This window comes from Paenibacillus turpanensis (genome assembly GCF_011421635.1).
Classification (GTDB): Bacteria; Bacillota; Bacilli; order Paenibacillales; family YIM-B00363; genus Paenibacillus_AK; species Paenibacillus_AK turpanensis.
Genome location: NZ_WTLI01000004.1, coordinates 46,660 through 72,595 on the forward strand (window position 1 = coordinate 46,660; position 25,936 = coordinate 72,595).

General features: G+C 50.9%; 17 protein-coding genes and 1 pseudogene. 8 read left to right on the forward strand and 10 right to left on the reverse strand.

Translation table 11 applies throughout. The features are described 5' to 3' along the window. Positions 1-55: 55 nt before the first annotated feature. Complete coding sequence (locus GQS10_RS04950) at positions 56-1,357, reverse strand: ABC transporter substrate-binding protein (protein WP_166239642.1); 1,302 nt, start codon at positions 1,355-1,357, stop codon at positions 56-58. Between the two features lie 51 nt (positions 1,358-1,408). Beyond that, on the reverse strand, positions 1,409-2,272 hold the full coding sequence (locus GQS10_RS04955; protein WP_166239644.1) for a helix-turn-helix domain-containing protein: 864 nt from the start codon (positions 2,270-2,272) through the stop codon (positions 1,409-1,411). Between the two features lie 521 nt (positions 2,273-2,793). On the opposite strand from GQS10_RS04955, the gene GQS10_RS04960 reads away from it, so the two are divergent. From GQS10_RS04960 to GQS10_RS04980, 5 genes are read left to right on the forward strand one after another with little or no spacing between them, the layout of a single operon-like run. Further along, on the forward strand, positions 2,794-2,961 hold the full coding sequence (locus tag GQS10_RS04960) for a hypothetical protein (protein ID WP_166239646.1): 168 nt from the start codon (positions 2,794-2,796) through the stop codon (positions 2,959-2,961). Positions 2,962-2,974: 13 nt separating this feature from the next. Next, positions 2,975-3,514: an HMA2 domain-containing protein gene (locus GQS10_RS04965; protein WP_166239648.1), complete on the forward strand. Its 540-nt coding sequence runs from the start codon at positions 2,975-2,977 to the stop codon at positions 3,512-3,514. After that, complete coding sequence (locus tag GQS10_RS04970) at positions 3,504-5,615, forward strand: heavy metal translocating P-type ATPase (RefSeq protein ID WP_166239650.1); 2,112 nt, start codon at positions 3,504-3,506, stop codon at positions 5,613-5,615. The genes GQS10_RS04965 and GQS10_RS04970 overlap by 11 nt, the downstream gene beginning before the upstream one ends. Next, entirely contained in the window at positions 5,612-6,199 is a 588-nt protein-coding gene (locus GQS10_RS04975) for an HMA2 domain-containing protein (protein WP_166239652.1), read from the forward strand. Before GQS10_RS04970 ends, GQS10_RS04975 begins: the two co-directional genes overlap by 4 nt. Before the next feature lie 33 nt (positions 6,200-6,232). Continuing rightward, positions 6,233-6,463 (forward strand): hypothetical protein, encoded by a 231-nt coding sequence (locus tag GQS10_RS04980; protein ID WP_243734970.1) that lies wholly within the window; start codon positions 6,233-6,235, stop codon positions 6,461-6,463. A 67-nt stretch (positions 6,464-6,530) separates the two neighbouring features. Here GQS10_RS04980 and GQS10_RS04985 read toward each other — a convergent pair whose 3' ends face one another. The 4 genes and pseudogenes from GQS10_RS04985 to GQS10_RS05000 form a co-directional block, all read right to left on the reverse strand. Then, positions 6,531-8,822, reverse strand: a complete 2,292-nt coding sequence (locus GQS10_RS04985) for a putative bifunctional diguanylate cyclase/phosphodiesterase (protein WP_207952143.1) — start codon at positions 8,820-8,822, stop codon at positions 6,531-6,533. Between the two features lie 645 nt (positions 8,823-9,467). After that, positions 9,468-10,241 (reverse strand): annotated as a pseudogene (locus GQS10_RS23615) (DUF2087 domain-containing protein); the annotation flags it as partial. Positions 10,242-10,620: 379 nt separating this feature from the next. After that, complete coding sequence (locus tag GQS10_RS04995) at positions 10,621-12,339, reverse strand: cache domain-containing protein (RefSeq protein WP_166239656.1); 1,719 nt, start codon at positions 12,337-12,339, stop codon at positions 10,621-10,623. A gap of 304 nt (positions 12,340-12,643) precedes the next feature. Continuing rightward, complete coding sequence (locus tag GQS10_RS05000) at positions 12,644-13,930, reverse strand: MATE family efflux transporter (RefSeq protein ID WP_166239658.1); 1,287 nt, start codon at positions 13,928-13,930, stop codon at positions 12,644-12,646. 257 nt (positions 13,931-14,187) lie between these two features. Between GQS10_RS05000 and cls the strand changes: the two genes are divergently transcribed. Both cls and GQS10_RS05010 read left to right on the forward strand, forming a co-directional pair. Further along, entirely contained in the window at positions 14,188-15,633 is a 1,446-nt protein-coding gene (gene cls, locus GQS10_RS05005; protein WP_166239660.1) for a cardiolipin synthase, read from the forward strand. Between the two features lie 167 nt (positions 15,634-15,800). Then, a complete protein-coding gene (locus GQS10_RS05010; protein WP_166239662.1) occupies positions 15,801-16,928 on the forward strand; it encodes a glycoside hydrolase family 88/105 protein in 1,128 nt (375 codons plus the stop codon). A 146-nt stretch (positions 16,929-17,074) separates the two neighbouring features. Here GQS10_RS05010 and GQS10_RS05015 read toward each other — a convergent pair whose 3' ends face one another. The 3 genes from GQS10_RS05015 to GQS10_RS05025 form a co-directional block, all read right to left on the reverse strand. Continuing rightward, entirely contained in the window at positions 17,075-19,897 is a 2,823-nt protein-coding gene (locus GQS10_RS05015; RefSeq protein WP_166239664.1) for an S-layer homology domain-containing protein, read from the reverse strand. Between the two features lie 197 nt (positions 19,898-20,094). Continuing rightward, complete coding sequence (locus GQS10_RS05020) at positions 20,095-21,945, reverse strand: ABC transporter ATP-binding protein (RefSeq protein ID WP_166239666.1); 1,851 nt, start codon at positions 21,943-21,945, stop codon at positions 20,095-20,097. Beyond that, positions 21,938-23,695 (reverse strand): ABC transporter ATP-binding protein, encoded by a 1,758-nt coding sequence (locus GQS10_RS05025; protein WP_166239668.1) that lies wholly within the window; start codon positions 23,693-23,695, stop codon positions 21,938-21,940. The genes GQS10_RS05020 and GQS10_RS05025 overlap by 8 nt, the downstream gene beginning before the upstream one ends. Before the next feature lie 131 nt (positions 23,696-23,826). Here GQS10_RS05025 and GQS10_RS05030 point away from each other — a divergent pair, with 131 nt between their 5' ends. Further along, the gene (locus GQS10_RS05030; protein WP_166239670.1) at positions 23,827-24,786 is read left to right on the forward strand and encodes a Gfo/Idh/MocA family protein; all 960 of its coding nucleotides are present in this window, start codon (positions 23,827-23,829) and stop codon (positions 24,784-24,786) included. Positions 24,787-24,969: 183 nt separating this feature from the next. On the opposite strand, the gene GQS10_RS05035 is transcribed toward GQS10_RS05030, so the two are convergent. Then, positions 24,970-25,803, reverse strand: coding sequence for a peptidoglycan-binding domain-containing protein (locus GQS10_RS05035; RefSeq protein WP_243734972.1), 834 nt, complete (start codon positions 25,801-25,803; stop codon positions 24,970-24,972). Positions 25,804-25,936 lie beyond the last annotated feature (133 nt).

The window sequence follows — 25,936 nt, forward strand, 5'->3', positions numbered from 1 at the left end:
CTAGCTTCTCTAAGAAAAGCGCTGCCGGTTTTACCCGGCAGCAGCTTGTGCAATCTTATTTTTTTGCATCGCCAATCGCTTTGTCGATCAATGTAGCAATTTTGTCCAGACCGTCCTTGGCCGAAGTCTTGCCAGCAATAATTTCCGTCAAGGTCGTCTTCAGATCATTACTGAATTTCGGAACGATCGTTTGCTTGGACCAGTCTTCTGCAGCTGCCGGCGCCGTGTTGTTCAGCTCATTGGAGAACAGCTCCATCATTTCTTTGCCGAAAGCATAATCCAGCTTTGCGCTGTCCTTACGCGGGCTCAAGAACAAGGCTTCCTGATTGAATTTCGAATTGATTTCTTTCGTGGAAATGTAGTTGATAAAATCAACCGCTTCTTTCTCCACTCCGGACTTTTGGAAAGCCATCGCGAACTTACCGCCAGGCACCGAGGAACGCTGCGTGCCTTTCGGCATGTACGTCACGCCCCATTCAAAGTTCGTAACATCTTTATAGTTGCCAATCATCCAGTTGCCTGCCCAATGCGCTCCAACCGTCCCCGTACGGAACAGGTTGTTCGGGTTTTCCCCACCCATCCAAACCGACTTCGGCATCAAACCGTCGTCATGAAGCTTCTTGAAATATTCCGCCGCCTTAACGCCTGCTTCATTGTTGATCGTCGCCTTCGTTCCGTCAGCACTCATCATGCTTCCGCCGAATTGATAAAGCAGTGTGGACCAGCGATGCGGGGTATAATCCCACACGAGCCCGTATTTCGCTCCGCCTTTTTCCATAACCTGCTTCATAGCAGCGGAAAACTCATCCCAAGTCCATACTTCTTCGGGCGATGCCGGCACCTTTATTCCTGCTTTATCAAACAACGTCTTGTTGTAGAATAAGCCGTTAGCCGTAACGTCCATTGGAGCTGCAACCGCTTTATTGTTAATCACATAATAAGGCTTAAGCGCATCAATAAACTGGCTCGTGAATGGCTCTAAACCGCCATTGCTTTCACTTAAATCTATCGCTTGATTCGAGAATGCCCCAAGCTCCGTTGTACTGATCCGAGCAAGCGCAGGTGGCTGGCCGCCCGAAATCATCGTTTTTAGCTTCGTGGACAAGTCTTTGTATGCAACATCGATCATATTGATTTTGACATGGGTATTTTTTGCCTCATAGTCTTTAATAATGCCCTTCATAATCTCACCTTCATTACCATCGGAGAACCAAACAAAATCAAGTGTTACATTCTTCTTTGCCGGTTCAGCTGCTCCAGTTCCTGCACCCGAATCCTTTTGGGCGCAAGCAACGGACATTAGCGTTAACATGACGAGCACGAGCGACATTGATACCGTTTTCATTAGTTTGTTCATCATACTACCCCTTTGTTGTTTTCATTGGTTTGGAATGCTTTTCTTGCACAATCATGGTGTATCGTTTTGCTTACGATATTGCTGAGCCGACACACCGGTATTTTTTTTAAAAGAACGGCTAAAATGAACAGCCGTGTTAAACCCAAGTTTTTCGGATATGAGGCCGATCGGCTCATCCGTAGTTCGAAGCAGCTTTTTCGCTTCTTCCATCCGTTTACTCATGATGTAGTTGTTGATGGTGTATCCTGTCACCTCTTTAAAGCAGTGGCACATATAATATTTGTTCAAATGAAGGACATTCGAAAGATCTTGCAGTGAAAAGTTTTCCAAATAATTCTGATTAATATACTGCAGGATGCGCCGAACATTCTCTTGACCATGCGATTGCTGTCCCGTAGGAGCCACTTCATGCAGCCGCTTCGTTTTTCGGTAAACGGTTACAAGAAGCTGAATTAAAAGCGTTTTCAAAACTAGCTCGTATCCGAACGATTCCCTCTCATTTTCTCGGTGAATAGCTCGGAAAAACTTGTCAATATCTTCACGTTCCTCGGGAGACCACCGAATTAACATACCGTGGGGCGCTTCAAACAACGACATCAGCTTTTCAAACATATCCTCAGACATCTGCTCTTGCAGAAAGGATTCCGTGAAGTTTACGTAGCTGCGAATGTACGACACATCTTTTGAAGGGTTCACCCTGTGAAGGATACTTCCACGAAACAAAAGCATGTCCCCAGGAGACAAATCGTATATATTTTCTCCGATAATATAGTTCGCATCCCCGCGAATGAAGTAGTATACTTCGAGCCCATCATGAGAATGAACGGGCCAGCTGTACTGCCAATCATTCGCATCCGCTCTCACATAAATCCCTAGTTTCTGTAGAGCAAGATTTGTGGGTGTATGAATGACCAAGGGGCCCCTCCCTTCCTGCAAAACGTTGATACAACAGGCTGTGATGTTTATCACACTTAGAATATAACACACCAAATTTGCGATCACTTAACATATCTTGCTCTTCATTTTTCATTTATTGTTGAAAAAGATACATGACGCCCCCGGTATTTTTGCCCCTAAAATGTTTTTTCTTCTAGAAATATTGTATCCCCAAAATACGACCTCATTCCCCAGCTTCCAACCTTTTCCACACTCCATTCAACCAACTGGGAAGTTGTACCTATTATTTGATTTATAAACTAAATTATGGTTTACATTTCCAGCAAATATGTTAAAATAAGCTTACTATTTTCGCCTAATAAAACACTATTGCCTTCGACCAAAAGGGGGAGTTTTGAATCTCCGCTATTCAGCAATTTTTCCTAGGAGTCAGAATCAATAAAATCCTTCATCACCATAAAATCGAAATCCTGCATTACGTACCCGGACGCATTCGCCTGCGCTCGCCCAAATGGGTCTTCCCCGCCGGCAGCCCTCCTTTGAACCGAATCATTGATGAGCTGCAAACCGACCCGCGGATCCATTCCATCCAATACACGCAAGAAGTCGGAACACTGCTCATCCATTTTGCACCGGAGGTAAGTCATGACCTAAGGCAAATCGAGGAATGGCTGAAAACCTTCGATACGCTGCTTAACTCCCTTTGAAAGCGGGTGTCTCATGCTTCAGCATCTGATCGGAATCGGAGCTTCAATCGCTCTGACCCATTACATACAAAAATCGAAGAATCTCAACATCAAAGTGCTCCACGCCTCTCCGGGCCGGCTCCGCCTACAATGTGACCGATGGAAAAATGCAAATATCGCGCCGGTGCTCACAAAACAAATGGAAGCGCATCGTCTCGTTGAACGGGTTGAGGTTTCACCGATCACCGGCAGTTTGCTGCTCCTGTTCCATGCACCCAGCCTAACCCCGGACCAGCTTGACGAAATCCTAAAACTGGCGGTGTCTTCTACAACGGAAGGTTATCGACGCGCTCCTTCAACCGTGATGCAGACGATGCGAAAGACGCTTCGGCGCGCGGATCAAAACATTAAGGTGCATAGCCGGGGAGCTTTCGATCTCAAGTCCGTCGTTACACTATCCGTGCTCGGCAAGGTTTTATGGGATACAGGGCGGCATAAGCATCCGCTGGCCGTCACGCTTCTGCTGTGGGCGTACACCTCCATGGATGGAAAGGAAACGCCCCATGAGAATTAGGGTGGCGGTTGTGCATGCGATCCCCGGCCGCACAAGGCTGCGTTTGCCTCGGATCCCAAGCTTTGCTGCACAAATCAAAGCTCGCCTGCTTGCGATCCCTTACATCTACTCTTGTGTCTACACCAAGGAAACCTCATCCCTCCTTCTGTATCATCATCCGGCAGCGACAACGGAGGACTTGACACGTTTTATCCAGTTTCAATGGCTTCAATACGTTCGCACCGCGTCCCGAGCAAAGATAAACAGCCCTTCTACTCTAAAAAAACAGCTTCTTTCTGTCGGGATTGCCGCTTCCGCGTACGTGATCGACCGGCTGCTCTTTCCGGGAATGATCCGAGTCGGGTGGGGAAGGCTTTTTAACCTGACTACTTTGGCCACCCTGTTCGCTGCGAAAGACATCCTATGGAACGGCACAAGAGGCGCGCTTATCAACAAACAGCTGAATGCCGATACCCTGACGACAACCGCGTTGGCCGCCGCAATCTTGAAAGGAAACCCGGGCTCCGGCTTCGTCATGATCCTTCTTTCGGGTATTAGCGAGCTGCTTACCGAATATACGGCGGAACGGACCCGCAAGCATATCACCGATATGCTCAAGGTCGATATTCCGTATGCCTGGCTGGTCCAGCCGGACGGAAGAGAAGCCAGAGTGCCGATGGAGCAAATTCAGCCCGGAGATACGGTTACGGTATTTTTGGGAGAGAAAATCTCGGTGGACGGAAGGGTTGTCGACGGCTCGGCGGCCATCGATGAGTCTTCGATTACCGGAGAGTTTTTGCCGAAGGAGGTCGCTTGCGGCTCGTATGTCTATGCTGGAACGATTGTTAAATCCGGCACAATCCGTATTCAGGTTCAGCATGCGGGAGACGACACCGTGGTAACCCGAATCGTGAAAATGATCGAACAAGCGCAGAGCAAAAAAGCGCCGGTGCAGCATCTTGCCGACCGGATGGCGAATAAGCTGGTGCCGATTTCTTTTTTAATGGCAGGTATCGTCTATTTGACGACCCGCAGCTGGGATCGCGTGCTGAATATGCTGTTCATCGATTTTTCCTGCGGCCTCAAGCTGTCTACCGCAACCGCCATATCCGCTGCCATCGGCAAGGCCGCCAAGCAGGGCATTCTCGTCAAAGGCGGGCAGTACGTTGAACGTCTTGCCGCGATTGACACGATCATCTTCGATAAAACCGGTACCCTTACCGAGGGAAGCCCCGAGGTGAAGGAGGTCATTCCTTACTACGGCTTTACCGTTCAGGAGGTTATCGCCGCGGCCGCATCGGCTGAGGAGCATTCCTCCCATCCTATCGCCGAATCGATCCTGCGGCAGGCCAAGGATTGGAATCTTTCCATCCCGAAATACGATTTTCTCCAGACGATCGTCGGACGGGGCATTTACGCTGTTGTTGAAGGGCATGACGTGCTCATTGGAAGCGCCATTTTTATGGAGGAATCGGACATCGACCTTTCCGTATTGAATGCCCGCTTCAAGCACGACGAGCGCAATGCCGTCTATGTGGCCTACGACGGTCTGCTCATGGGTGTCGTCCATATTCACGATCCTCTGCGCAGCGGCATGAGCAAAGCCATTCATCGGCTGCGCAGGCTGGGCGTCGATGAAGTACTAATGCTGACCGGGGACCGGAAGCATACGGCGCAGCAAATCTCCGCTTCGCTCTTCCTGGATCGTTATTATGCGGAGGCGTTACCGACGGATAAAGCCGGTATTGTCAAAAGGTATCGGGATCAAGGCGCTTCGGTGATGATGGTCGGCGATGGCGTCAACGATGCCCCGGCCTTAGCGTACGCCAATGTCGGAATTACGATGGGCCGAAAGAAAACGGATATTGCCGTTGAAGCAAGTGACGTGACCATCACCTCCGACGATCCGGGCAACCTGCCCGCCATTGTGAATTTGTCTAAGCAAACGATGAGGATTATTCATCAAAATATAGGGGCTACCCTGCTTGTCAACAGTACCGCCATGCTGCTGGGCGCACTTGGAACGATTTCACCGGTGGCCGGAGCCTTGATCCATAACTCTGCCACGATCGCAGTCGTACTGAACAGTACACGGATTTTAGGGATGGAGGTTAGAAAATGAAGCCAGTGCCAGCATCGTTTTTCATTACCCATGAATTGTCGGGAAGGATTCGGCTTATCATCCCCGCGCTGACGGAACGCAACGACGTTAAAATTATTGAGCGTATGTTTCGTTCGCTCCAAGGGGTTACCCTGGTACGAATTGAGCCCTTAATCCAGTCGATGGTGATCGAGTACCAGCAGACGGTGATGAAACGGAGCGCGCTATTACAATTTATCGCCGTCTTTTTTAAACAAACCCGATTTGATCCTATCGACGATCTTATGGTCAACGTGAAGCCGAAGCATCGGGCCGATCTCTTTCGATCCCTTATGACCGGCGCGCTTCTGCTGGTTGCCGCCCTGCGGAAAACAGCCGGGCCAAGACCGGACTTTATCGACTACTTGGCGACCGTGTCCACCGGCTATACTGTTCTTTCACATGGAACCAACCGTTTCTCACACCCGGATGTCTTAACCGGCATTATCAGTATGCTGTCGCTCGGACACGGCAATCTGCTGCAGGTCGCGGCGCTGACGTGGGGTGTGAACCTTCTGGAAATTCTTCATGATATGAATAGGAGCAAACGTCTCCTACCCATATAAAACTAGGATACCGTATAAAGGAGAGGACAAAGCATGTTGCTGACAAGAGATTTTGTCGTAGGATTCGTAGTTGGTGCCGTTGCGGGCGCCGTAGGTTATCGTTTGTATGAGCAGAACGGCGGACAGCTGCAGAAGCTGGTTTCCGCTCCATTCCTGGGTCAGCAGGAGGTTGCTGCAGGCTCGTCAAACCCTTCGCTGGAGGAGCTTATTTCCCAGAAGGAGCGTTTAGAGGATCTCATCGCGGAAAAGAAAGCGTTGGCGTAGCCGCCCGCTCAAACAAGAAGGACACCTTCGCATGAGGTGTCCTTCTTTCTTTTATACAAGGGCTCGTCTACGATACCTTCGCACGCAGCCTCTCCGTCCACTCCTCCGAAGACATCGGCTTATAAAAATAATAGCCCTGAATCCGGTCGCAGCCGTTTTCCTTCAAAAATTCGAACTGCTCCTTCGTCTCCACGCCTTCCGCGGTGACAGTAAGTTTCAGGCTTTGCGCCATCGCCAAGATCGCCTTTACAATCGTGGCGTCGCTGGAGTTGACCGACACCTCCCGAATAAACGACTGGGCAATTTTCAGCGAGTTTACCTGATACTTACGAATGTACTCTAAGGAGGAATAGCCCGTCCCGAAGTCATCCATAGAAATCGTAATCCCCATCGCCTGCAGTTGCTGCAATTGAGCGACGGTTTTCGTTTGATCCTGAATGGCAATGCCTTCTGTAATTTCAAACACGAGCCGCTCCGGCGGCCAGCCTGACTCTTCGATAATCGCAGCCGTTCGTGCCACAAAATCGTCCTGTAAAAACTGCCGCGGCGAAACATTGACTGCCATGCTCATCTCCGGAAGTCCCTGCTCTTCCCATTCCTTTGCCTGTCGGCATGCCGTTCGCAGCACCCATTCCCCGATGGGGACAATAAGTCCCGTCTCCTCGGCTACAGGAATGAACTCCGCTGGAGAGACCATCTTCCCTTCCGCGCCCCGCCAGCGCAGCAGCGCTTCCACACTGCCCACTTGTTGGTCATTTGCGGATACCAAGGGCTGATAGTACAGCATAAGCTGCTCCTCGGCCAAAGCCCGGCGCAGCGCCCGCTCCATTCCGGTTTTTTTCTGAAGCATATCGTTCATCTGAATTTCAAAGCGATGCCACCGGTTTCCACCTCGCGCCTTTGCTTCATACATGGCGGCATCGGCTTGCTTCATCAAATCATTCACATTCAAGCCGTCTCCGGGAAACAAGCTGATGCCGATGCTGGTCGTAGTAAGCAGCTCAATCCCTTCTACCTCAAAGGGCTTGGCCGTCTCCTTCAGCAGCGTTTCGGCAACTGCCATAACCTCTTCAAAGTTGCTCAAACCCGGGAGCAGCACGGTAAATTCATCCCCGCCCTGCCTTGCGACCAAGAACGGCTCCGGCAAATATTGCAGCAAGCGCTCTGCCACCTGCCGAATAAACAAATCACCCGTGGCATGTCCGTACGTATCGTTTATAAATTTAAAGCGGTCTAAATCCATCGAAAAAACGGCAATCAGCCCACCCTCTCCACTGTACATGGCGGATGCAAGCTTCTTCTCGAACAACCGCCGATTCGGCAGACCTGTTAAGTAATCATGATGCGCCAGATGGTTGCTTTTCTCCAGCATCTCCTTCATATTGCGGATCAACCGCTGGTTTTGCCCCAGCACCATCATCTGGCGAAGCACCAGCAGCACGATTGCGATAAGAGCGATGAAGGACGGACCATTAAAAAGCTGTGCGTTCCACCACATCGGCACAACGAGGGCAAAGAAGCAAACGTAAGGCAGCAGCATCCCCAGCGCGGCTCGCACTGGCGCTTCGCGAAAATGGTGCACACTCCCGACCGATTCCGTATCCTGGTCCCAGGAATAGACGCCGGACATGGCTACCACAAGCAATGAAGCGTCGAATAAAGGATCGACCCAGTCGCCAATTACATATTGATCGGCCGCCGCCTCAAACAAATACACCGTATCTGCAAATATAATCAAAGCGAGCCCGGCCAGCATGAGCAGCTGCGCCTTCCAAGCCAAAATATTTTTATAGGTAAACATCGTAAACAGCAGCCCGCATAACAGTGCAAAATCAGCAACAGGATAAAGCAGGTTCACTGTAATCTCCAGCTTCGTGCTGGTCACCAGCATCATTTCCAGCTTCGGCTGAATAATATAAATCCAGCTGAGCGTCCCGGCGATGAGAAGGGTGATGAGCGTATCAAAGGCGAGCCGCAGCCCCTGGAACACCGACCGCTCTTTCATCAATAAGTAACAAAGCGCCCCGGCATACAAGAAGATTTGCGCCGCCCACAGCATGTCCGCCACTCCGACTTCCGGAGGCTGCACACCCTGTACCCAAACATACCAGCCCCAGGTAAGCACGGCTGCTAGATAACAAAAGCTCCCCCATGAGAGAAGCCTCCAAAATCTCCGATATGGCGCCGGCTTCTTTCTGCTTGTGAAATACAAGAGAAGGCCGGATCCTAATGGAGCAATACATTGCAGTGATAACAGGAATTGATCGTTTCCAAGCGCACTCCGGTTCATGAGGTAGAGGAGACCGATATGAACAATACACAAAAGCCAAAGCCATTTTCGATACCGGTACATCAACATTCCTTTTCCTCCCATAGCACGCAGTTTTTCCTATCTTGTATAACAGATAAGTATAGACGGCGCTTGTTCCTTCGTCTATGTGAAAAAATTCATATTGAAGTTTCCGTTATGGCCTTCCCATAAGTCTCGACTCTTTCCAAGGCAAAGAAAAGAGCATCCCTTCTTTAAGGATGCCCTTCATCACGCATTCTCGAATTAATTATGCTTCACGCTGTTATATCCCCGTTCGCCAAACGGCTGCAGATCTGCAATCCACTTTTCCTCGAGCTTCTCCAGCATTTCCTTGCTTACTCTTGATATGGGCCGCCCGCGCGTCTCTTCCTCTTCCGGCTTAAGCAGCTCCAATATTTCAAACACAAAGCTTTCTTCCCCGTATTCCTTCCATTCCTGCTGCAGCACCTTGTTGGAATGAGTCCCTAACTGCAGGGTAAACCGGTGCCGGGCCAAAATGCTGTCCAGCCTTACGCTGCTGCCAACAAACCGCTTCCCATTCGCTTGATTGAGAATCTGGTACACCCCAATTGTTCGTTTTGAATCCATAAAATCAGCTACCAGCTGCTTTCTTTTTTCTGTATTTCTCGTATCCATCGTCCTCATCCTTTCTTCCTCTGCATTCGAAACCGTCTCCGATGCGACTTTACTGTTCACCCAGTACGCACTGCCGTCCGGCTTTCGGTCCAGAAACCCATATTCAATCAAATACCTGCGGATCGTCACATAATCATCGAAGGCCTGCTCCAGCACGGCGTTCACTTCTTTTTCCGTGTAGCTCCTGTTCGGCTCGAATCTGCGCATAAGCTGACGAAGAATAACGAGCTTCCTCTTCTCTTTCTTGGGAAACTCGCTAATGGGTCCCTCGATCCCATTCGGAAAATAGGTGCGGATAATCTCCTCATTCTCCTGCTCCGTCACGGCATATCGTTCATCGAGCATCGTCGCAGTGCGGCGGACCGGACTCTGTTGGCTGGGGCTGCCCGATTGCCCCTCTTCGACAAGCTCCATAATACTGAGAAATACCTTGGCCTGCTTCATTTTTTCGCGAAGGGTAAACCGATGGTTTCGTACCGTCGATTTGCTGCCCCCACCCAGCTCCTTGACAATCTCGCTATCCTGCAGCCCAGCCCGGAACCATTCCAGCAGGGATCGCTGCAAATCCGTCAACCCGGTCCATTTCTTATCCAGCCCGATCAAATATTGAAACATCGAGCCGTGCTCCGTCTCGATGTGCTTACGCACATAACGCTCCGCCTCGTACAGCACTCCTTCATGCGGGTAAATCACCCCGTGCTCGAACATGCGTCCACATACGAGACATACAAACGCCTCGGCTTTGGCGTCCACAATGTATCCCCGTTTCATTTCATCGACCGTTGCTTCCCAGAATAGCTCGCTAATCGCCATTATATAGATCAACCCCATAAATGTTTACCTTTTTCATAAACAAATTATAATATTGTCTACTTAATTAATCAACACCACAAATTTATTATATAAGAAAAACTTCTATCGAAGTCCTTTCAAAGAAGCGGGTACGTCATTAAGCGGTAGTTTTCCTTGGTATAGAATTTACTCGTTCCGGCCTCAGCGAAACTTATAAATTCTATAACGTTAAGAAAACCTCTATCGAGGCCCCTTCAAGGATGAGTGACCGCAACTCAGAGGTAGGTTTTCTTGTGATAAAGAATGTGTTCAACTCCGCTGAAAACTTATACATTCTTTATCGTTAAAAAAAAGGACCTCTTCCTGAGAAGAGATCCCCGAGACTTGTCCTGTTTTGTATTCGCGCAATCGCAGCAATTTATACGTTGATTTTGCCTACCGTTGCCTTTAAATCGGTCGCCATCGCCGTCAATTCCTCCGAGCCCGCCGCCAATTCCTGCAGCTCATCGGAAATTTGCTCCGTCGCCTTGAGCACCTGCTGAGCGCTGGCCATCGTGCTTTCAATGCTGCTGGCCACACCGTTAATCAGCTGAATAATGCGCTCCGAGCTTGCAACCTCTTCATTGGTAATATCCGTGACCGCTTCGATATTACTTACCGTACCCTCAACTGCCGCCATGACCTCCGCCAGCGCACGTCCGGCTGCATCCGCCGATTCAGCGCCTTTCACAACCTCATTGCGGCTGCGCTCATTCGTATGAACCACCAGCTCGATGCAATCGGTAATCTTCTTAATAAGTACGTTAACCTCTGCCGCTTCCTTATTCGATTGCTCGGCCAGCTTTTTGACCTCACCCGCTACAACGGCAAAGCCTCTGCCGGACTCTCCGGCTCGAGCGGCTTCGATCGAAGCGTTCAGCGCCAGCAAATTGGTCGAATTCGCGATCTCCGTAATCGTATTGGCGATAATTTCAATTTGCTTGGAATACTGCTGCAGGGCAGCCACCTGCTTTTCCGTATCGCTGGAACAAACTTGAATCGACTCCATGCACTCCATCGTGTGAACGACTGTTTCCTTCCCCTTCTCCGCTACGTCTAACGTGCGAAGCGAATCCTGCTGCGCTTCCGTCGCCTTGGCGTTCGCGATTTGAATCAGGGAGGACAGCTCCAGCAACACCTGGGACGACTCGCGCACTGCCTCGTTGCCGGCCATTGCGTTCTCGGTCATGCTTTGATTGCTGACAACGACCTCATGATAAGACTGCGTAACCCCTTCTATGGATCGGGCCATTGAATCGGAGGAAACCGCCACTTGATCCGCAGAGGTCAGGACATTTTCGTTAATATCTGTAATCATCCGCTGCAGGCTTGTGATCATGCCATTCACCGCAACGGATAGCCGCCCGATTTCGTCGCCGGAACGATATGGGGTCAGCTCCACCTTCAGATTGCCGCCTGCCACCTCTTCCGCAATGCGGGTAACCGCAATCAGCGGCTTCACCTTCCGGCGAACCAGCACCCAAATGACGATGACCGCAATAACGAGCTGCGCCGCCGCAAACACTACAATTCCCTCACGGAAAGATTGGATCGAGTCCTCATACGGCTTGTTTGGAACCCCGACGTACCAAATCCCGATAATCTCACCTTTCGCATTTTTAATCGGCTCATACGCCGCCTGATTGATTTTGCCGACCACGTTTGCCTCGCCAAAATGCGGGATGCCCTGCTTGAGCACTTTCTCGCCCACTTCAGCGGATATTTTCGTCCCGACCGCCCGGCTTCCATCCTCTTTCTTCACGTTGGTCGACACACGCGTGTCACCGTTAAAAATCGTTACCGTATCTCCCGTTCGGCTGCCGAAATCATCGACCAGCTCGTCGTTGCCTTCCATCAATGTTTCGCCCTTGTAGAGCTTGCCGTCTTTAATCTCCCATGGTCCGGGATAAATCTCATCAATCAAGTGCATTCCCGTAGCCAAATCCGACTTCAGCTTCTGCTGTGCGGTCGCCAAAATTTCTTCCTTCGCTCTTGATACCGAAAAATAGCCAATGATCCCGTTTCCAAGCACGAGAACTATGGCGATAAATAAAAAGATTTGCGCTTGGATTCCAAGCTTAAAAGCAAACTTCTTCACGACGATCCTCCTGAACTTCTTAGATGATATGAAAAATTTGTTCCAAACGCGTAAGTGCGAACCATTCCTTCACCGTTCCCTGTAACCCGGTAATCGTTAAGCCGCCTCCCGCTTTGTCCTCTTTCAAAAAGTGCGAAATACGTGGTGAACTATGCTCTAAACCCATATGGTGCGTCACGTACTTTCTACTATTTATTAAAAAAGAATAAGATTATTATAGGACAATTGTCGATTTTTGTCATTAAATAAAAAAGAGACAGCGATTCCACTGTCTCCTACAAATTCATCTTATTCTCTTCTGCGGCTATGCAGCCGCCTGCGAACGATCCATACGTCTTTCCGTCCGGCGCAGCCAGCCAAAGATGACGAGGAATTCAATCGGGGCAACCAAAGCCGTGACCAATCCTGCCAGTCCTCCGTTTAAAGCCGGAATCGTGTAAACGAACAATATAAGAAGGGCGACGGAAATCGCCACCGAACAGAGCTTGCCGACCATGACCGGGCGCGTATTGCCAAGCAGCATCGATTTACCGGATAAGTAATCGATCCATGGGAACAGAAGCGCCTGCACCGATAAGAAGCGCAAAATTATTTTTACTTCCTCAAGCAGCGGTCCGCGCAGGCCAAGTACTCCTTCCAGCAGCCATCCCCCCGCTCCGGTGGAGATCGTCAAGAGAAATGCGGGTGCGAATATCGAAAGCCCCGTCACGATCCGCAGCACGTTGCGCCGATCCTCCGCATAAAATTGGATGACGATCTGATGCACGGAGCCGCAAAACCAGGCAACCATGTTGACGAGCTGAATCGCTACGGCATAGGATGCAACCGCCATCGTCGGGTTCGCGCTGTTGTTTAATGCAGCCTGAATCGACGGATTGAGCAGCACCAGCACTAACGATGAATACAGCAGCGGCATATAAAAAGGCAGCAGGCTCCACGTTTTCTCGACCCGCTCTTCCCGGGTCTCGGGCAGGCGGTTTTTCAGCACGATGCCTTCCCATACGGCAACCACGCATTCGATAGCGACACCGACGACGAAAATGATCGCTCCGACCCGTCCGTCGTTGACCCAGCCGTTGTGGATGCAAAGCCAGGACATCGCGAACATGGTCGCCACGCGAACCGCCATGCCCACCGTCATCCAGCCGGTGCGCAGCTGATTAATGATGACCCCCTGGAACAGGCTTCGCATGGCCGTTAAGGCGTACAGGAACGCCAGCACCTGGTATACCTCCACGGTCGGCAGCAGCAGCTCCTGCTTCACGCCGAACACATAACGGAAAATCATCGAACCAAGCGGCGTCCAGCCAACCGCGATACTGAAGGCTAGCAGCAGGCCGGCGACAACTGCCGAAAGCCGGGCGACGGCCCGGAACGAAATACGGTCCCGGGCATATTTACTGGAAGTCTGCCGAATCACGTTCATCGGCAGGTCAATTAAAAACGATAAGCTTAACGCAACCGCATAGCTGCTGATCGTTACATCCGGCTGATCCGAGCGGGCCAGCACTCCGTTAATAATGACATGCGTCAAGGCAGCCAGCATGGCGGAAATGCCCATCGGCACGTAAAACATCATGATGCGTAGCATGGCTCTCTCCTCCGAAGTTCCTGCGGCTTTTTTATTTTATATAGAGCTTAGGGAAAACGATTTCCACTCAATTTAGATAGTATACTACCGTTGCTGCTAAGGGTAAATCACTTTTGCCGAAACCACATATTGGGATACTATATAGAGGTGACTGGACTTATACGGTTCGCCGCATGACGAACAAAGAGGATATCAGAGAAGAAGGCTTACCAGGGACGTCTGGAAAGCCTAGCCTTCTTGCAAGGGAGAACCCATACATGACTTTAGCGCAAAATATATCGTTAGTTATCACGCTGTTGAACGTTGTTCTGGCCGGCACCGTTATCTTTCTGGAGCGCCGCAACATTTGGGCGACTTGGGCTTGGCTGCTCGTTCTGCTGTTTATCCCGGTCTTCGGGTTTATCTTGTATTTATTTCTCGGGCAAAACTTGAGCCGCCGCAAGATTTACAAGATTCGCAAAGAGGATGAGGCCAATCTTCAGTCTCTGATCGAAAGCCAGGGCGAGACCCTGCGGCAAGAGCTGGTCGAATTCAGCGATCCGCAAATGAAGCATTACCAGGATCTGATCTTATTAAATCTGTACAGCGGGTACTCACTCTACTTCCAAGATAACGAAGTGGAAATTTACACGGATGGCGTCTCCAAGTATGAGGCGCTGTTTGCAGATATCGAGCGTGCGAAGGATCATATTCACCTTATGTATTATATCGTACGCGACGACGAGCTCGGCCGCAGGCTAATCCGGGCGCTGGCCGGCAAAGCGGCGGAGGGCGTCCAGGTTCGCTTTCTTTATGACGATATTGGCAGCAGCAAGCTGCCCGCATCGTTTTTCGACCCGCTGCGGAAGGCCGGAGGGCAGGCTGTCGCCTTTTTCCCTTCGAGAGTGCCTTATATGAATATCCGGGTCAACTACCGCAACCACCGGAAAATCGCCGTCATCGACAGCATCCGCGGTTATATCGGCGGTTTTAATGTCGGCGACGAGTACTTGGGATTGAACCCTCGTTTCGGGCACTGGCGGGATACCCATATCCGCATTACCGGCGGGGCGGTGCTGCAGCTGCAGGTATTGTTCTACATGGATTGGAATTTAGCCTCGCCGCGGCTGATGCCTCGCGACCCCCGGTATTTCTCCCCGGCGGAATCCAGCGGGAAGATCGGCATGCAGATTGTAGCCAGCGGCCCCGATCATGAAAGAGAGCAAATACGCAATCTTTATATGAAGCTGATTATGTCGGCGAAGGAGCGGATTTGGATTCAAACTCCGTACTTTATTCCCGACGACAGCATTATCACAGCGCTGCGGATCGCCGTCTGGTCCGGGGTGGACGTACGCATCATGATTCCAGGCCGTCCTGATCATAAAATGGTCTACTGGGCGACCTATTCCTATTTAGGCGACATGCTGGAGGCAGGCGTAAAATGCTTTTTGTACGATGCAGGCTTCCTCCATGCCAAAACGCTCGTCGTCGATGGCAGCGTCGCCTCCGTCGGTACGGCCAATGTCGATATCCGCAGCTTTAAGCTGAATTTTGAAGCGAACGCCGTCCTGTACGATACGGAAATTGCCCAAAGGCTGGAGCAGATTTATAAGGACGACCTTGAGGCTTGCCGCGAGCTTACCTTAGAGCTGTATAAACAGCGCCCGATCAGCGGTAAAATAATGGAATCCGTCACTCGGCTGCTTTCTCCTATCTTATAGCGGCCATCCTGCCCGTCCTTGAAGGCGGGCCCGGCTAAGCCGATTATCATCCCTTGCTCAAAGTTGTAACAAAACGTTTTCCATATCGGCACCCGTCCAAAGTTATGATATAGTAGTATTTGAGTATCGAATGCACACGTTAAACTTAACTCTGAGGAGGAATTGCTTTGAGCAAGCAGTGGTCTGTCGCTATGGCGGATTCATTCATTCGCCAATACCCGCTCGTATCCGATATGCCTTTTCAAAAAAGAAGATGCTGGAATTATGAAAACGGTGTCTTGCTAACAGCGCTGGAGCGTCTCTGGAAAAAAACCGGCGATGACAAATACCTGGCGTATATTAAAGAAAACATGGATTTGTTCATCCAAGAGGACGGTTCAATCGCGACCTACTCGCTGGAAGAATACAACGTGGATATGATTAACCAAGGAAAGCCATTGTTCTTGATGTATGAGCAAACAGGCGAAGAGAAATACCGCAAGGCGATTGAGCTGCTGGTTGCGCAAATGAAGGGCCATCCGCGCACAAGCGAGGGCGGCCTGTGGCATAAGAAGATTTATCCGTTCCAAATGTGGCTGGACGGCGTCTACATGACGTCCCCGCTTCTTGCGAACTATGCGAAAACATTCAACGAGCCGGAATGGTTCGATGATGTAGCGAACGAAATCCTGCTGATGGAAATGCGCTCCCGCGATCCGAAGACCGGCCTTCTGTACCATGCTTGGGATGAAAGCAAGGAACAGCTGTGGGCGGACAAAAAAACTGGCTGCTCTCCGCATTTCTGGGGCCGTGCGATCGGCTGGTTCATGATGGCGGTTGTGGACGTGCTCGACTTCCTGCCGATCGACCATCCGAAGCGCGGACAAATTATCGGTATTTTCCACCGCTTGGCCGAGTCCGTGATCCGTTATCAGGATGAAGCGACTGGTCTTTGGTACCAAGTCGTGGATATGGGCTACCGCAAGGAAAACTACCTTGAGGCATCCGCATCGGCGATGTTCACCTGCGCGCTGGCGAAAGGCGCGAACAAAGGCTACCTCGGCGGCAATGCGCTGAAGGCAGCACGCAAGGGCCATGCCGGCTTGCTGGAGCACTGCCTAGAGCAGACGGAAGACGGCTTCCTAAACGTCGACCACATCTGCAGCGTAGCCGGTCTCGGCGGCAACCCGTACCGCGACGGCTCCTTCGAGTATTACATGAGCGAGCCGACGCGCAAGAACGATCCGAAGGGCTTTGCGCCGTTCCTGATGGCGTGCCTGGAAATCGAAGAAGCGGACGCAAGAGCAAACGCGTAAAGGAAGCATAGTTATCAAAAACCGATTCCATTTGGGGTCGGTTTTTTTCATGGGTCATTCCACTCTACATTCATGAGTACGGACCTATAAAAAAACAACCCCCTTCATTATTCTGAAGGAGGCTATATCGGGCTAGCTGGTTAAGACTACTCTAACTTAATATTGTCAATCAATACGGCCGTGTCAAAAATACTATCACCTTGGTCAAATACACGGAAACGAAGAACAAATGTTTTTTGGCCGACAAACTTACTTACATCAAAGCTTACATGCTTCCATCCAGTCATATAAGCCGTTTTATCGCCGCCATAGAAATCAACGTCTACTTTGTTCGATTCAACCCAATACTCAGTGGATCCGTTAATGGACTCCTCAGCGATAATAACACTGTACTCACCGTATACATTCGATGTAACTGTCCCTCCACCATAAACCGTCGATGTTACAGCAATAGTATCGATATATACATTTGATGTAACCGTCGTGAGGAACGTATCGTTGTAGATGTTTCCAACAAATTCGATTGGCTCTTCGGAAATAAAGTTATAATCAAAGGAAAGCTTGCTAACCCCGTTAGGAATCACAAAATTTTGTTCGATATAGCTGTCCGAATTGTAATCGAATCCTCCAATATCGTTATTCTCAAAGCCGAGTCCTGTACTAATAATCCCCATGTAACTGCCGGAAGCTGGGGCTATTGGTCCTAACTTAGGAATTACCCGCACATCTCCGGTTCCATTCCAGCCTCTCCAAGTGCCATCTTCGAATGTGCCGTTAACTACACCGGTTGTCTTAAGACCTAAACTGCTTCCCTTCATCGCAAAAGCAGCCGCTGCGCCGTCGTTGGCTCCATGAGCTGCTACCGCAGCTTGAAACGCCTCAGCGGTTGTTTTATCTTGATTTACCAAGCTGTCAAACACGGATTGTACAATAGCCTGATCATAATTTACTTTTACATAATCGGTATAGCCGTAATATGTTTGAGCTCCATTGTTAATAAAAGCATCCGACATGGAACTATTGTATAAGCTTCTACAGCTGCCATTAAATACGATTGTTTCCGGCATTAGGTTATCATATCGAGTGATGAATGATGGGGTCACAGCATAATATCCAGAAATAATAGCTAATCGTCCTGTTTTTAAATCAAGCTCGTGCTTCTGTCTATTTTCAACTGTAGCTTTTTCACCAGTCATAAATATAACTTGCGGACCGGCATATTTGAAATCTATGCCGTATTTCGTATGGAGCTTTTGAAGAACCTTTTCATCATAAAAAGTATCGCCGTGTGTATCCAACACCACGACTCCGTATTGATTCAGACCCTTAAAAAACGCAACATCCGCGGCCGAGTTTTTAATTCTCTCCACGTTGAATGGATACTCGGATTCCTTAAATAGGTTATAAACACTGTCATAAACCGATGCCGACGGCAACGTTGCGGCAAATGGTGAAATCACAGCTACTTTCTTGCTTCCTAGAGATTCACTAGTCTGTCCGATACTTTGTACGGCTTGGTTGTACAGGCTCAGCTCATCCACTGTACCTGCAGTATCCGATTCAGAGCCTTTCGAATCTTCAGGAGCGGTGGAAACCCCTCCTAAAATTCCCGAATCAAGAACGTACCACACACTTCCGTTCGTTCCGGAAATGCCCGCTTCCTCAACCCCAGGCTGAGCTTGAAGCCAGGTTACCGCTTCTTCTTTCGCCTGCTGTGTGTTTCCATACTGTCCGACCAATTCGTCCAGCTTTGCCTGCGTTTCATCGGACACGCTGATCGCTTGCGTGAACTGCTGTTCGGTGAGATGGTTCACTGCTGAAATGACCGTTGTGTAAGTCGTTGTAAGGTCCGTAGGCACATCAAAACGAAGGGAGCCTTCTTCACTTGCCGTTAATACAGTGGTACCGCTGAAAATTCCGTCTCCTTGAATGCTGTCGCCGTGACTGCTGTCCCCGTCGTCATAAAGAGTCGTAATATATTGGACCTGATTGATACTCGTATCCACTTTATACACTTTATAAGTTACCGAGCTGCTCGTATTTAGCGCAATTCTAAATGTCAGCTCCGTTGGCTCGCCAACAAAAATGGAATCTGTAGGTTGGCCATTTGTCAGTACCTGAAGCACACCATTTTGCCCTGGTGTAGTCGGAAAAGCGGGTTCGGAAGGAACCGATACGGAATCATCGTCATCACGGTCGCTGGACGGTCCGCCGCCCCCGGAAGCACCCGGTATCGCCGACGGTGTTGTTTGAGTTGTCGTCGACGGAGCTCCCGCTCCTGCCGCTGAAGCAATTTCCTTTGCCTTTTCAACATATGTGGATTGATTCGATGTAAACTCGTAAGCTAAGCGAGCGAGTGCTTGACGCTCCGCATTTTCTTTCGGATTAAAGCTAAGTTTTCCATCCGGACTTTCCGATCCGTTAATAAAGCCCATTTTGAAAGCGAGCGAAACATGAGCCTGCGCCCACGTGGATACAACTTCCAAATCCGACAGCTCCGCGTCAATCGGAAGCTTCTTCGCCGTATCTTCCAAACCAAAAGCCCGAACGAAAAATACAACCAGCTCTTCACGAGTAACATTCGCATTCGGATTATAAGTCGTCGGTGAAGTTCCTTTCGTAATTCCTGACCCGACCAAAGCGCCTACGAAACCGCGATACCAGCTGTTTTCAGCTACGTCTTCGAAGGATGCCGCCTTTGCACTATTTTCTTCCAAACCAAGCGATAGAACGATAATCTTCGCCAATTCGGCACGCGTCATCGCTTTCTTCGGTTGAAAGGTATGATCATCATAACCGGAAATCACGCCTGACTCCACAAGAGCCTGAATTTCTTGATGCGCGTAGGAATCAGCTATATCCTTAAGCTGCGTCGCTGCACCGAATGCCATAACCGGCATAAGGGTGCTTACGAGCAGGACAAGGATTAAAAGCGCGCTGATTTTTCGGCGGTTTGCAGTAAATCGCATGTTCTTCTCTCCCTATGTAGTTTATACTTGCCTCCCAATCTATTGGACCTACTCCATTCCATTAGAATAGACCCAAAGACCTAAATCAGAGAAGCGATAACAAGTATACTACAGGAAATGGGAAAATACATGACAGTTCACAATACAAATTAGACATTTTCCTACATTTTATATACTTAATTGGCTTGTGAATTTGCTCACTTTCCTTCGCCGCTAAACTGGTTCACATAAAGCCGGTAGTAAAAGCCCTTCTGCGCCAGCAGCTGCTCATGCGTTCCCCGTTCGGCAATGCGCCCCTCCTGCACGACCAAGATTTGATCCGCCCGCCGAATCGTGTTGAGCCGGTGCGCAATTACAATATTCGTGCGCCCCTTCATCAGCCGGTACAGCGCCTCCTGAATGCTCAGCTCGGTCACCGTATCGATGCTGCTCGTCGCTTCGTCAAGGATCAGCACCGCCGGGTCGGCAAGCACGGCCCGCGCAATCGAAATGAGCTGCTTTTGCCCTTGGCTTATGCCGCTCCCATCCTGACTCAGCTGCGTATCATACTGCTTCGGCAGCTTCTGGATAAAGCCATGCGCATTGGCGAGCCGCGCCGCCTGCTCCACCTCTTGGTCGGTTGCGTCGAGCCTGCCGTACCGAATATTTTCCCGGATGCTTCCTTGGAACAGGAAGCTATCCTGCAGCACAAAGCCCATCTGCCGGCGGAGCTCGCTGCGCCGCGTTTTTGAAAGCGGCACCCCGTCTATGCGGATCTCGCCCGCTTCCGGCTCATAAAACCGGGCGATCAGCTGGGCAATTGTTGATTTGCCCGCCCCCGTCGGCCCCACGAGCGCCAGCGTTTCTCCCGGCTGCACCCGGAAGGAAACATCCTTAAGAATGCTCCGTCCGGCCTCATACGAGAAGGTCACCCGGTCGAACTCCATTTCGCCCTTGATGGCAGACAGCTCCCCTGCCCCCCGCTCATTGGCCGCCTCTTCCTTCTCATCGATAATTTCAAATACCCGTTCCGCACCGGCCACCGCCGATAAGAACGTATTAAACTGATTCGCCAAATCATTCAACGGCCGGGTAAACTGGCGGGCGTATTCCGCGAACGTGACCATGACCCCGATCGTCACGATTTCCCGCAGGGCAAGAACTCCGCCGACGCCTGCAATTACGGCAAAGCTGGCGTTGTTCAACACATTCATCAGCTTCGGGATGAACCCCGAATACGTCTGCGCCCAATACCCGACGGCCCGCACCCGCTGCGCCTTGTCGGCAAACTCCCGCCGTACCGTTTCCTCCTGGGAGAAGGCCTTTACAATACGCTGACCGGACAGCGTTTCTTCAATAAAGCCGTTGAGCTCCCCCACATTGCGCTGCTGCTGCTTAAAATAGACGCCCGTCCGGTTGGTGATCCAGCGCATCCCCGCAAACATCAGCGGGATAATCGACAGCGTAAGTAACGTAAGAATAGGACTGAGCCAGAGCATGACCGCCAGCATCCCGGCAAACGTCAGTACACTCGAAACAATCTGGATAAAGGAGCTGTTCAGCGTTTGGCTCACATTGTCCATATCGTTTGTCAGCCTGCTCATCAGCTCGCCCTGCTTACGTTTCTCGAAAAAAGGCATTGGCAGATGCTGTAGTCTGGTAAAAAGCTCCTCACGCATCGTGAACACCGTTTTTTGCGCGACACCGACCATCCAATAGCTTTGCAGCCAAGAAGCCGCCGAATAAAGTGCGTAGACCGCGCCAAGCACAAGCAGCATAGAGCCAAGCCCCGTCCCTTTCGAGTTCACGATATAGTGATCGACCGTATAACCGACCAGGTACGGCCCCAGCAAGCCGAGAGCCGAGCTGACCACGATACACAAGAAGATGACGGCCAATTTGCCCCGGTGCACCGCCAAATACCGCCAAATCCGCGTTAAGGTTCCGAGCCAGTCCTTCACCGAGCCTTTCTTTGCGGCAGGAACCGCCCCTGCCCCTGACGGATTCCCGCTTCCCGAGCCGGTGCCCGGGCTTGGGTTCGGCATGGGCGGCTGAATCGGCTTAAGCATGACGCGGCACCTCCTCTCCCGTTTGCGATGCGGCAATGCTGCGGTACAGCTCCGATTGTTCCATCAGCACATCATGCGTTCCGCTAGCCAGCACCCTGCCGTCCTCCAGCAGCACGATACAATCGGCTTTTTGGGCCGTGCTGATCTTCTGCGTAATAAGGAGGGTCGTGCAGGCGTAGCGATGCAAACCCTCCATCAGCTTCGCTTCCGTGACCGCGTCAAGCGCACTCGTGCTGTCATCCAGCAGCAAAATCGAGGGCCTGCGTATCAGCGCGCGGGCGATCGACATGCGCTGCTTTTGGCCGCCCGATAAGTTCATTCCCTTCTGCCCGAGTACCGTTTCATATTGATTGGGCAGCTTCATAATCGTTTCGTGGATTTGCGCGCGGGAAGCCGCCTCCACCATTTCCTCCATTGTTGCGGAGGCATGGCCCCACAGCAGATTGTCCCGCACGGTTCCGCTAAACAGGATCGACTCCTGCGGCACATAGCCGATTCTCCTGCGCAGCGCCTCCTCCGGCAGGCTGCCGATTTCCGCCCCGTCGATGCGGATGCTTCCCGAATCCGCTTCGTACAGCCTGGGAATGAGCTGGAACAGCGTCGACTTCCCGGAGCCTGTAGCGCCAAGGATCGCGATCGTCGATCCAGGCTCGGCCGTAAAGGTCACCTCCTCGAGGACCGGATCCTGCGTGTCCGGGTAACGGAACGTAACGCGGTCAAATTCGATGCGGGCCGGTCGACGGTCCGCTTCGCGCAGCCCCTCTTCTTTCTGACCAGCAGCAGCCTTCCCGCCACCTGCTTGACCCTCCGCCTCCACATCCAGCACCTCGGCAATTCGCAACGCAGACGCCTTCGCCCGCGAAAGCCCCATGACAATCATGGAAACAATCGAAAACACGCCCGTAATTCGCGTCGCGTAATTGACTACGGCAACGACATCGCCGACGCTCGCCCCTTTGAGCGCAATCAGATTGCTGCCCTGCCATAAAATAAGCAGCACGCTTCCGTTCATCACGAGCAGCAGCAGAGGAATGGTCACTTCCACCAGCCGCAGCGCCGATCTGCTCCGTTCCATCAGCTCTTCATTCGATCGCGTAAAGCGCTTGATTTCATGCTTTTCGCGGACATACGCCTTCACGAGCCGTATCCCGGATAAATTTTCACGCAGCACGCCGTTCGTCTGGTCCAGCTTCTCCTGTACCGCCCGGAACAGCCCGAAGCCCCTGCGCATCATCCATGCAAGAAAGACAATCAGCAGCGGAGTCACCACCAGCAAAAGCAGCGCCAGCCGCGGATGAACAACAACGGCCATGATCAACCCGCCGATCAAAAAAAGCGGTGCCCGCAGCATAATGCGCAAGCCCATGAATACCATGTTTTGCAGCTGCTGAATATCGCTGGTCATGCGGGTAATCAGCGTCGAGGTCGGAAACCGGTTAAACGTCGCTAAGGAAAACGACTGCACCCGATCAAACAATTGCTTCCGCAAATCAAACCCAAAGCCTTGACTCGCATGCGCCGCGAAAAACGAATTCGTAATTCCCGCAGCAAATCCCGCCAAGGACAGCGCCACCATAACCCCGCCCCAAGTAAGCACGACAGACAAATCCCTTGTCAAAATGCCTTCATTAATGATTTTCGCCATTAACAGCGGGTGCCACAGCTCCACCATAAGCTCCACGAGCATGAGAGCAATGGCCACAGACATCGATTTACGATATGGATATAAAAAAGAAAGTACGCTTCGCATCATTGCCCTCCGATCTCTTTTGATCCCCCCGTACCCAACTCCGCATAAAAATTTTACCATGTTTCTGCCCAGCGTGCCGATTAGACGTTTATAATAGAGAGGAAACCGATTTCAATGGAGGAGTGAAAGCCATGACAACGCCCGTAAAATGGGGAATTCTCGGTTATGCCCGCATCGCCAAAGGCTCGGTCATCCCGGCAATTTTGAAAGCGGATAACTCTTCGCTGTATGCCATAGCTACCGAGAATACTGAAAAGCTGGAGGAATGCAAAACGGCTTACCCCGACACGAAGCTCTACAGCAGCTACGGAGACCTGCTGCAGGATCCGGAGGTTCAAGCCGTTTATATTCCTCTGCCGAACTCCATGCATAAGGATTGGGCCATCCAAGCGATGCGCGCCGGAAAGCATGTGCTCTGCGAGAAGCCGATGGCTTTAACCGCCGCCGACTGCGCGGAAATGATCGCCGTGGCTGCCGAAAGCCGCGTGCTGCTGATGGAAGCGTTTATGTACCGGTATACCGACCGCATTCGCAAGGTGCAGGACGTTCTCGCCAGCGGTGAAATCGGCGAGCTTCGCTTCATCAATTCCAGCTTCCGCTTCCTGCTGAACCGCCCGAACACGATCAAGATCCAGCCCGAGCTCGGAGGAGGCTCACTTTACGATGTCGGCTGTTATCCGATCAGCTTCGTCAGCCTTGTTACGCAGGACCTGCCGGTGTCGTGCTCCAGCGAATACATCGAAGAAAACGGCGTCGACATGATCTTCTCCGCCGTGTTGAAATATCCGAATGGCGTAATCGCTTCCATTCACAGCGGCTTCAACGCATATCATCATATGCGTTCCGAAATTATCGGCACGGCCGGCCGGATCGAGGTGCCGGACACCTTTGCCGGCGATGCAGGCGCGATCACCGTCGTTACCGAATCGGGGACCCGCCAGGTCGAGGTCGAGGAATCCGACCGTTACACGCTGGAGGTTGCCGATTTTGCCGACGCGATTCTTGCAGACCGCCAGCCGCTGGTCAGCCATGAAGAGACGCTGCGCTGTATGAGCGTGATGGACATGCTGCAGCAAACCTTGCGCAGCTAATCGCCCTAATCTTACATTCTATGTATGCAGGGAGCATCCCCATTCCTATGTCCAGCTATAGCATTTGCCCGTAAATAGAGAAAGCCGCCGATCGCAAGTGAACTGCACTCCCTGTGCAGTTCACCGCAGCGACGGCGGCTTTTTTTGTAGATAAGTAGAATTAGGGCTATTTAACCTACTCTATTAATTTACCGTAGTCAGATGGAAATGGTCGGCATGATCCGCACGAACTTTAATCTTGGCGCTGGTCAAGCCATGGTTTTTGTAGAACAATACTTCCTTCACGTTCGGATTGGCCACCGCAAGCTCCAAGAACTTCTTCTCTTGCGCTGCAGTCATCGCTGTCGTTCCGAATTTATTGCGGACATCGACCGATTTGCCATCCATATGAGTCGCATGCTCTGGTGTATCGTAGCCATCCATCAGACTGGCATCGTTAATCTCCAGCTTTTTGCTGTACGCGCTGTAGAAGCTCTTCGCAATGCTGTCCAGCGTCGACTTCGTCGAAGTCGTGACCCAGCTGTGGTCCAGCTTATAAGCAGCATCGGCCGCCAGACCCGCCTTCGTATCGTTGTAGTTAATATAGTACGAGGTGTTCGCGATCCGGACCCACCCCTTCGGAGAAACTCCCATCGAAGCATGCATAGCGTTGCGCGATGCGGCGCCGTAGATTCCATCCGCCGTCAGGCCCTTCGCTTTTTGGAACACGATCAAATTATCTTTGGTTGCTTGGTCAAAATAGTTCGATGTGCTTGTTATCGCTTGAACGCCAGTAAATAAGCTAGGATTATAGGAACGCCATTTTTTCAAGTTTTCCTTCAACACGCCGATCTGGGCATGCGTTTGTCCGAGAGAGTACGTGCTTTGAAAATTGGTGCCCCATTTGGAATTTAACGCACTGGTTCCAACCGCTGCAATTCCATTCGTTCCATACTGGGCGAAGGCACTCGTGGACAAGGCAGCCATCATAACACCTGTGAGGACAAACGACGCAAACACCTTTTTCCGCATTTTCATCTTTTCACATACCTCCATTTATTGGTTTTTCTGTAACTCTTGTTGTTATTGTTATTCTATCATACAAATTGATAGATTGATGTAACCAGATATTTAAGAGATTGTTAAAAAATATCGTTTCAAATGACAGCCC

Coding starts and splice junctions, on each gene's coding strand:
- GQS10_RS04950 (WP_166239642.1), bottom strand. CDS start 1,357: ATGAACAAACTAATGAAAACGGTATCAATGTCGCTCGTGCTCGTCATG.
- GQS10_RS04965 (WP_166239648.1), top strand. CDS start 2,975: ATGCTTCAGCATCTGATCGGAATCGGAGCTTCAATCGCTCTGACCCAT.
- GQS10_RS04970 (WP_166239650.1), top strand. CDS start 3,504: ATGAGAATTAGGGTGGCGGTTGTGCATGCGATCCCCGGCCGCACAAGG.
- GQS10_RS04975 (WP_166239652.1), top strand. CDS start 5,612: ATGAAGCCAGTGCCAGCATCGTTTTTCATTACCCATGAATTGTCGGGA.
- GQS10_RS04980 (WP_243734970.1), top strand. CDS start 6,233: ATGTTGCTGACAAGAGATTTTGTCGTAGGATTCGTAGTTGGTGCCGTT.
- GQS10_RS04985 (WP_207952143.1), bottom strand. CDS start 8,822: ATGTTGATGTACCGGTATCGAAAATGGCTTTGGCTTTTGTGTATTGTT.
- GQS10_RS05000 (WP_166239658.1), bottom strand. CDS start 13,930: ATGCTACGCATCATGATGTTTTACGTGCCGATGGGCATTTCCGCCATG.
- cls (WP_166239660.1), top strand. CDS start 14,188: ATGACTTTAGCGCAAAATATATCGTTAGTTATCACGCTGTTGAACGTT.
- GQS10_RS05015 (WP_166239664.1), bottom strand. CDS start 19,897: ATGCGATTTACTGCAAACCGCCGAAAAATCAGCGCGCTTTTAATCCTT.
- GQS10_RS05020 (WP_166239666.1), bottom strand. CDS start 21,945: ATGCTTAAGCCGATTCAGCCGCCCATGCCGAACCCAAGCCCGGGCACC.
- GQS10_RS05025 (WP_166239668.1), bottom strand. CDS start 23,695: ATGCGAAGCGTACTTTCTTTTTTATATCCATATCGTAAATCGATGTCT.
- GQS10_RS05030 (WP_166239670.1), top strand. CDS start 23,827: ATGACAACGCCCGTAAAATGGGGAATTCTCGGTTATGCCCGCATCGCC.
- GQS10_RS05035 (WP_243734972.1), bottom strand. CDS start 25,803: ATGAAAATGCGGAAAAAGGTGTTTGCGTCGTTTGTCCTCACAGGTGTT.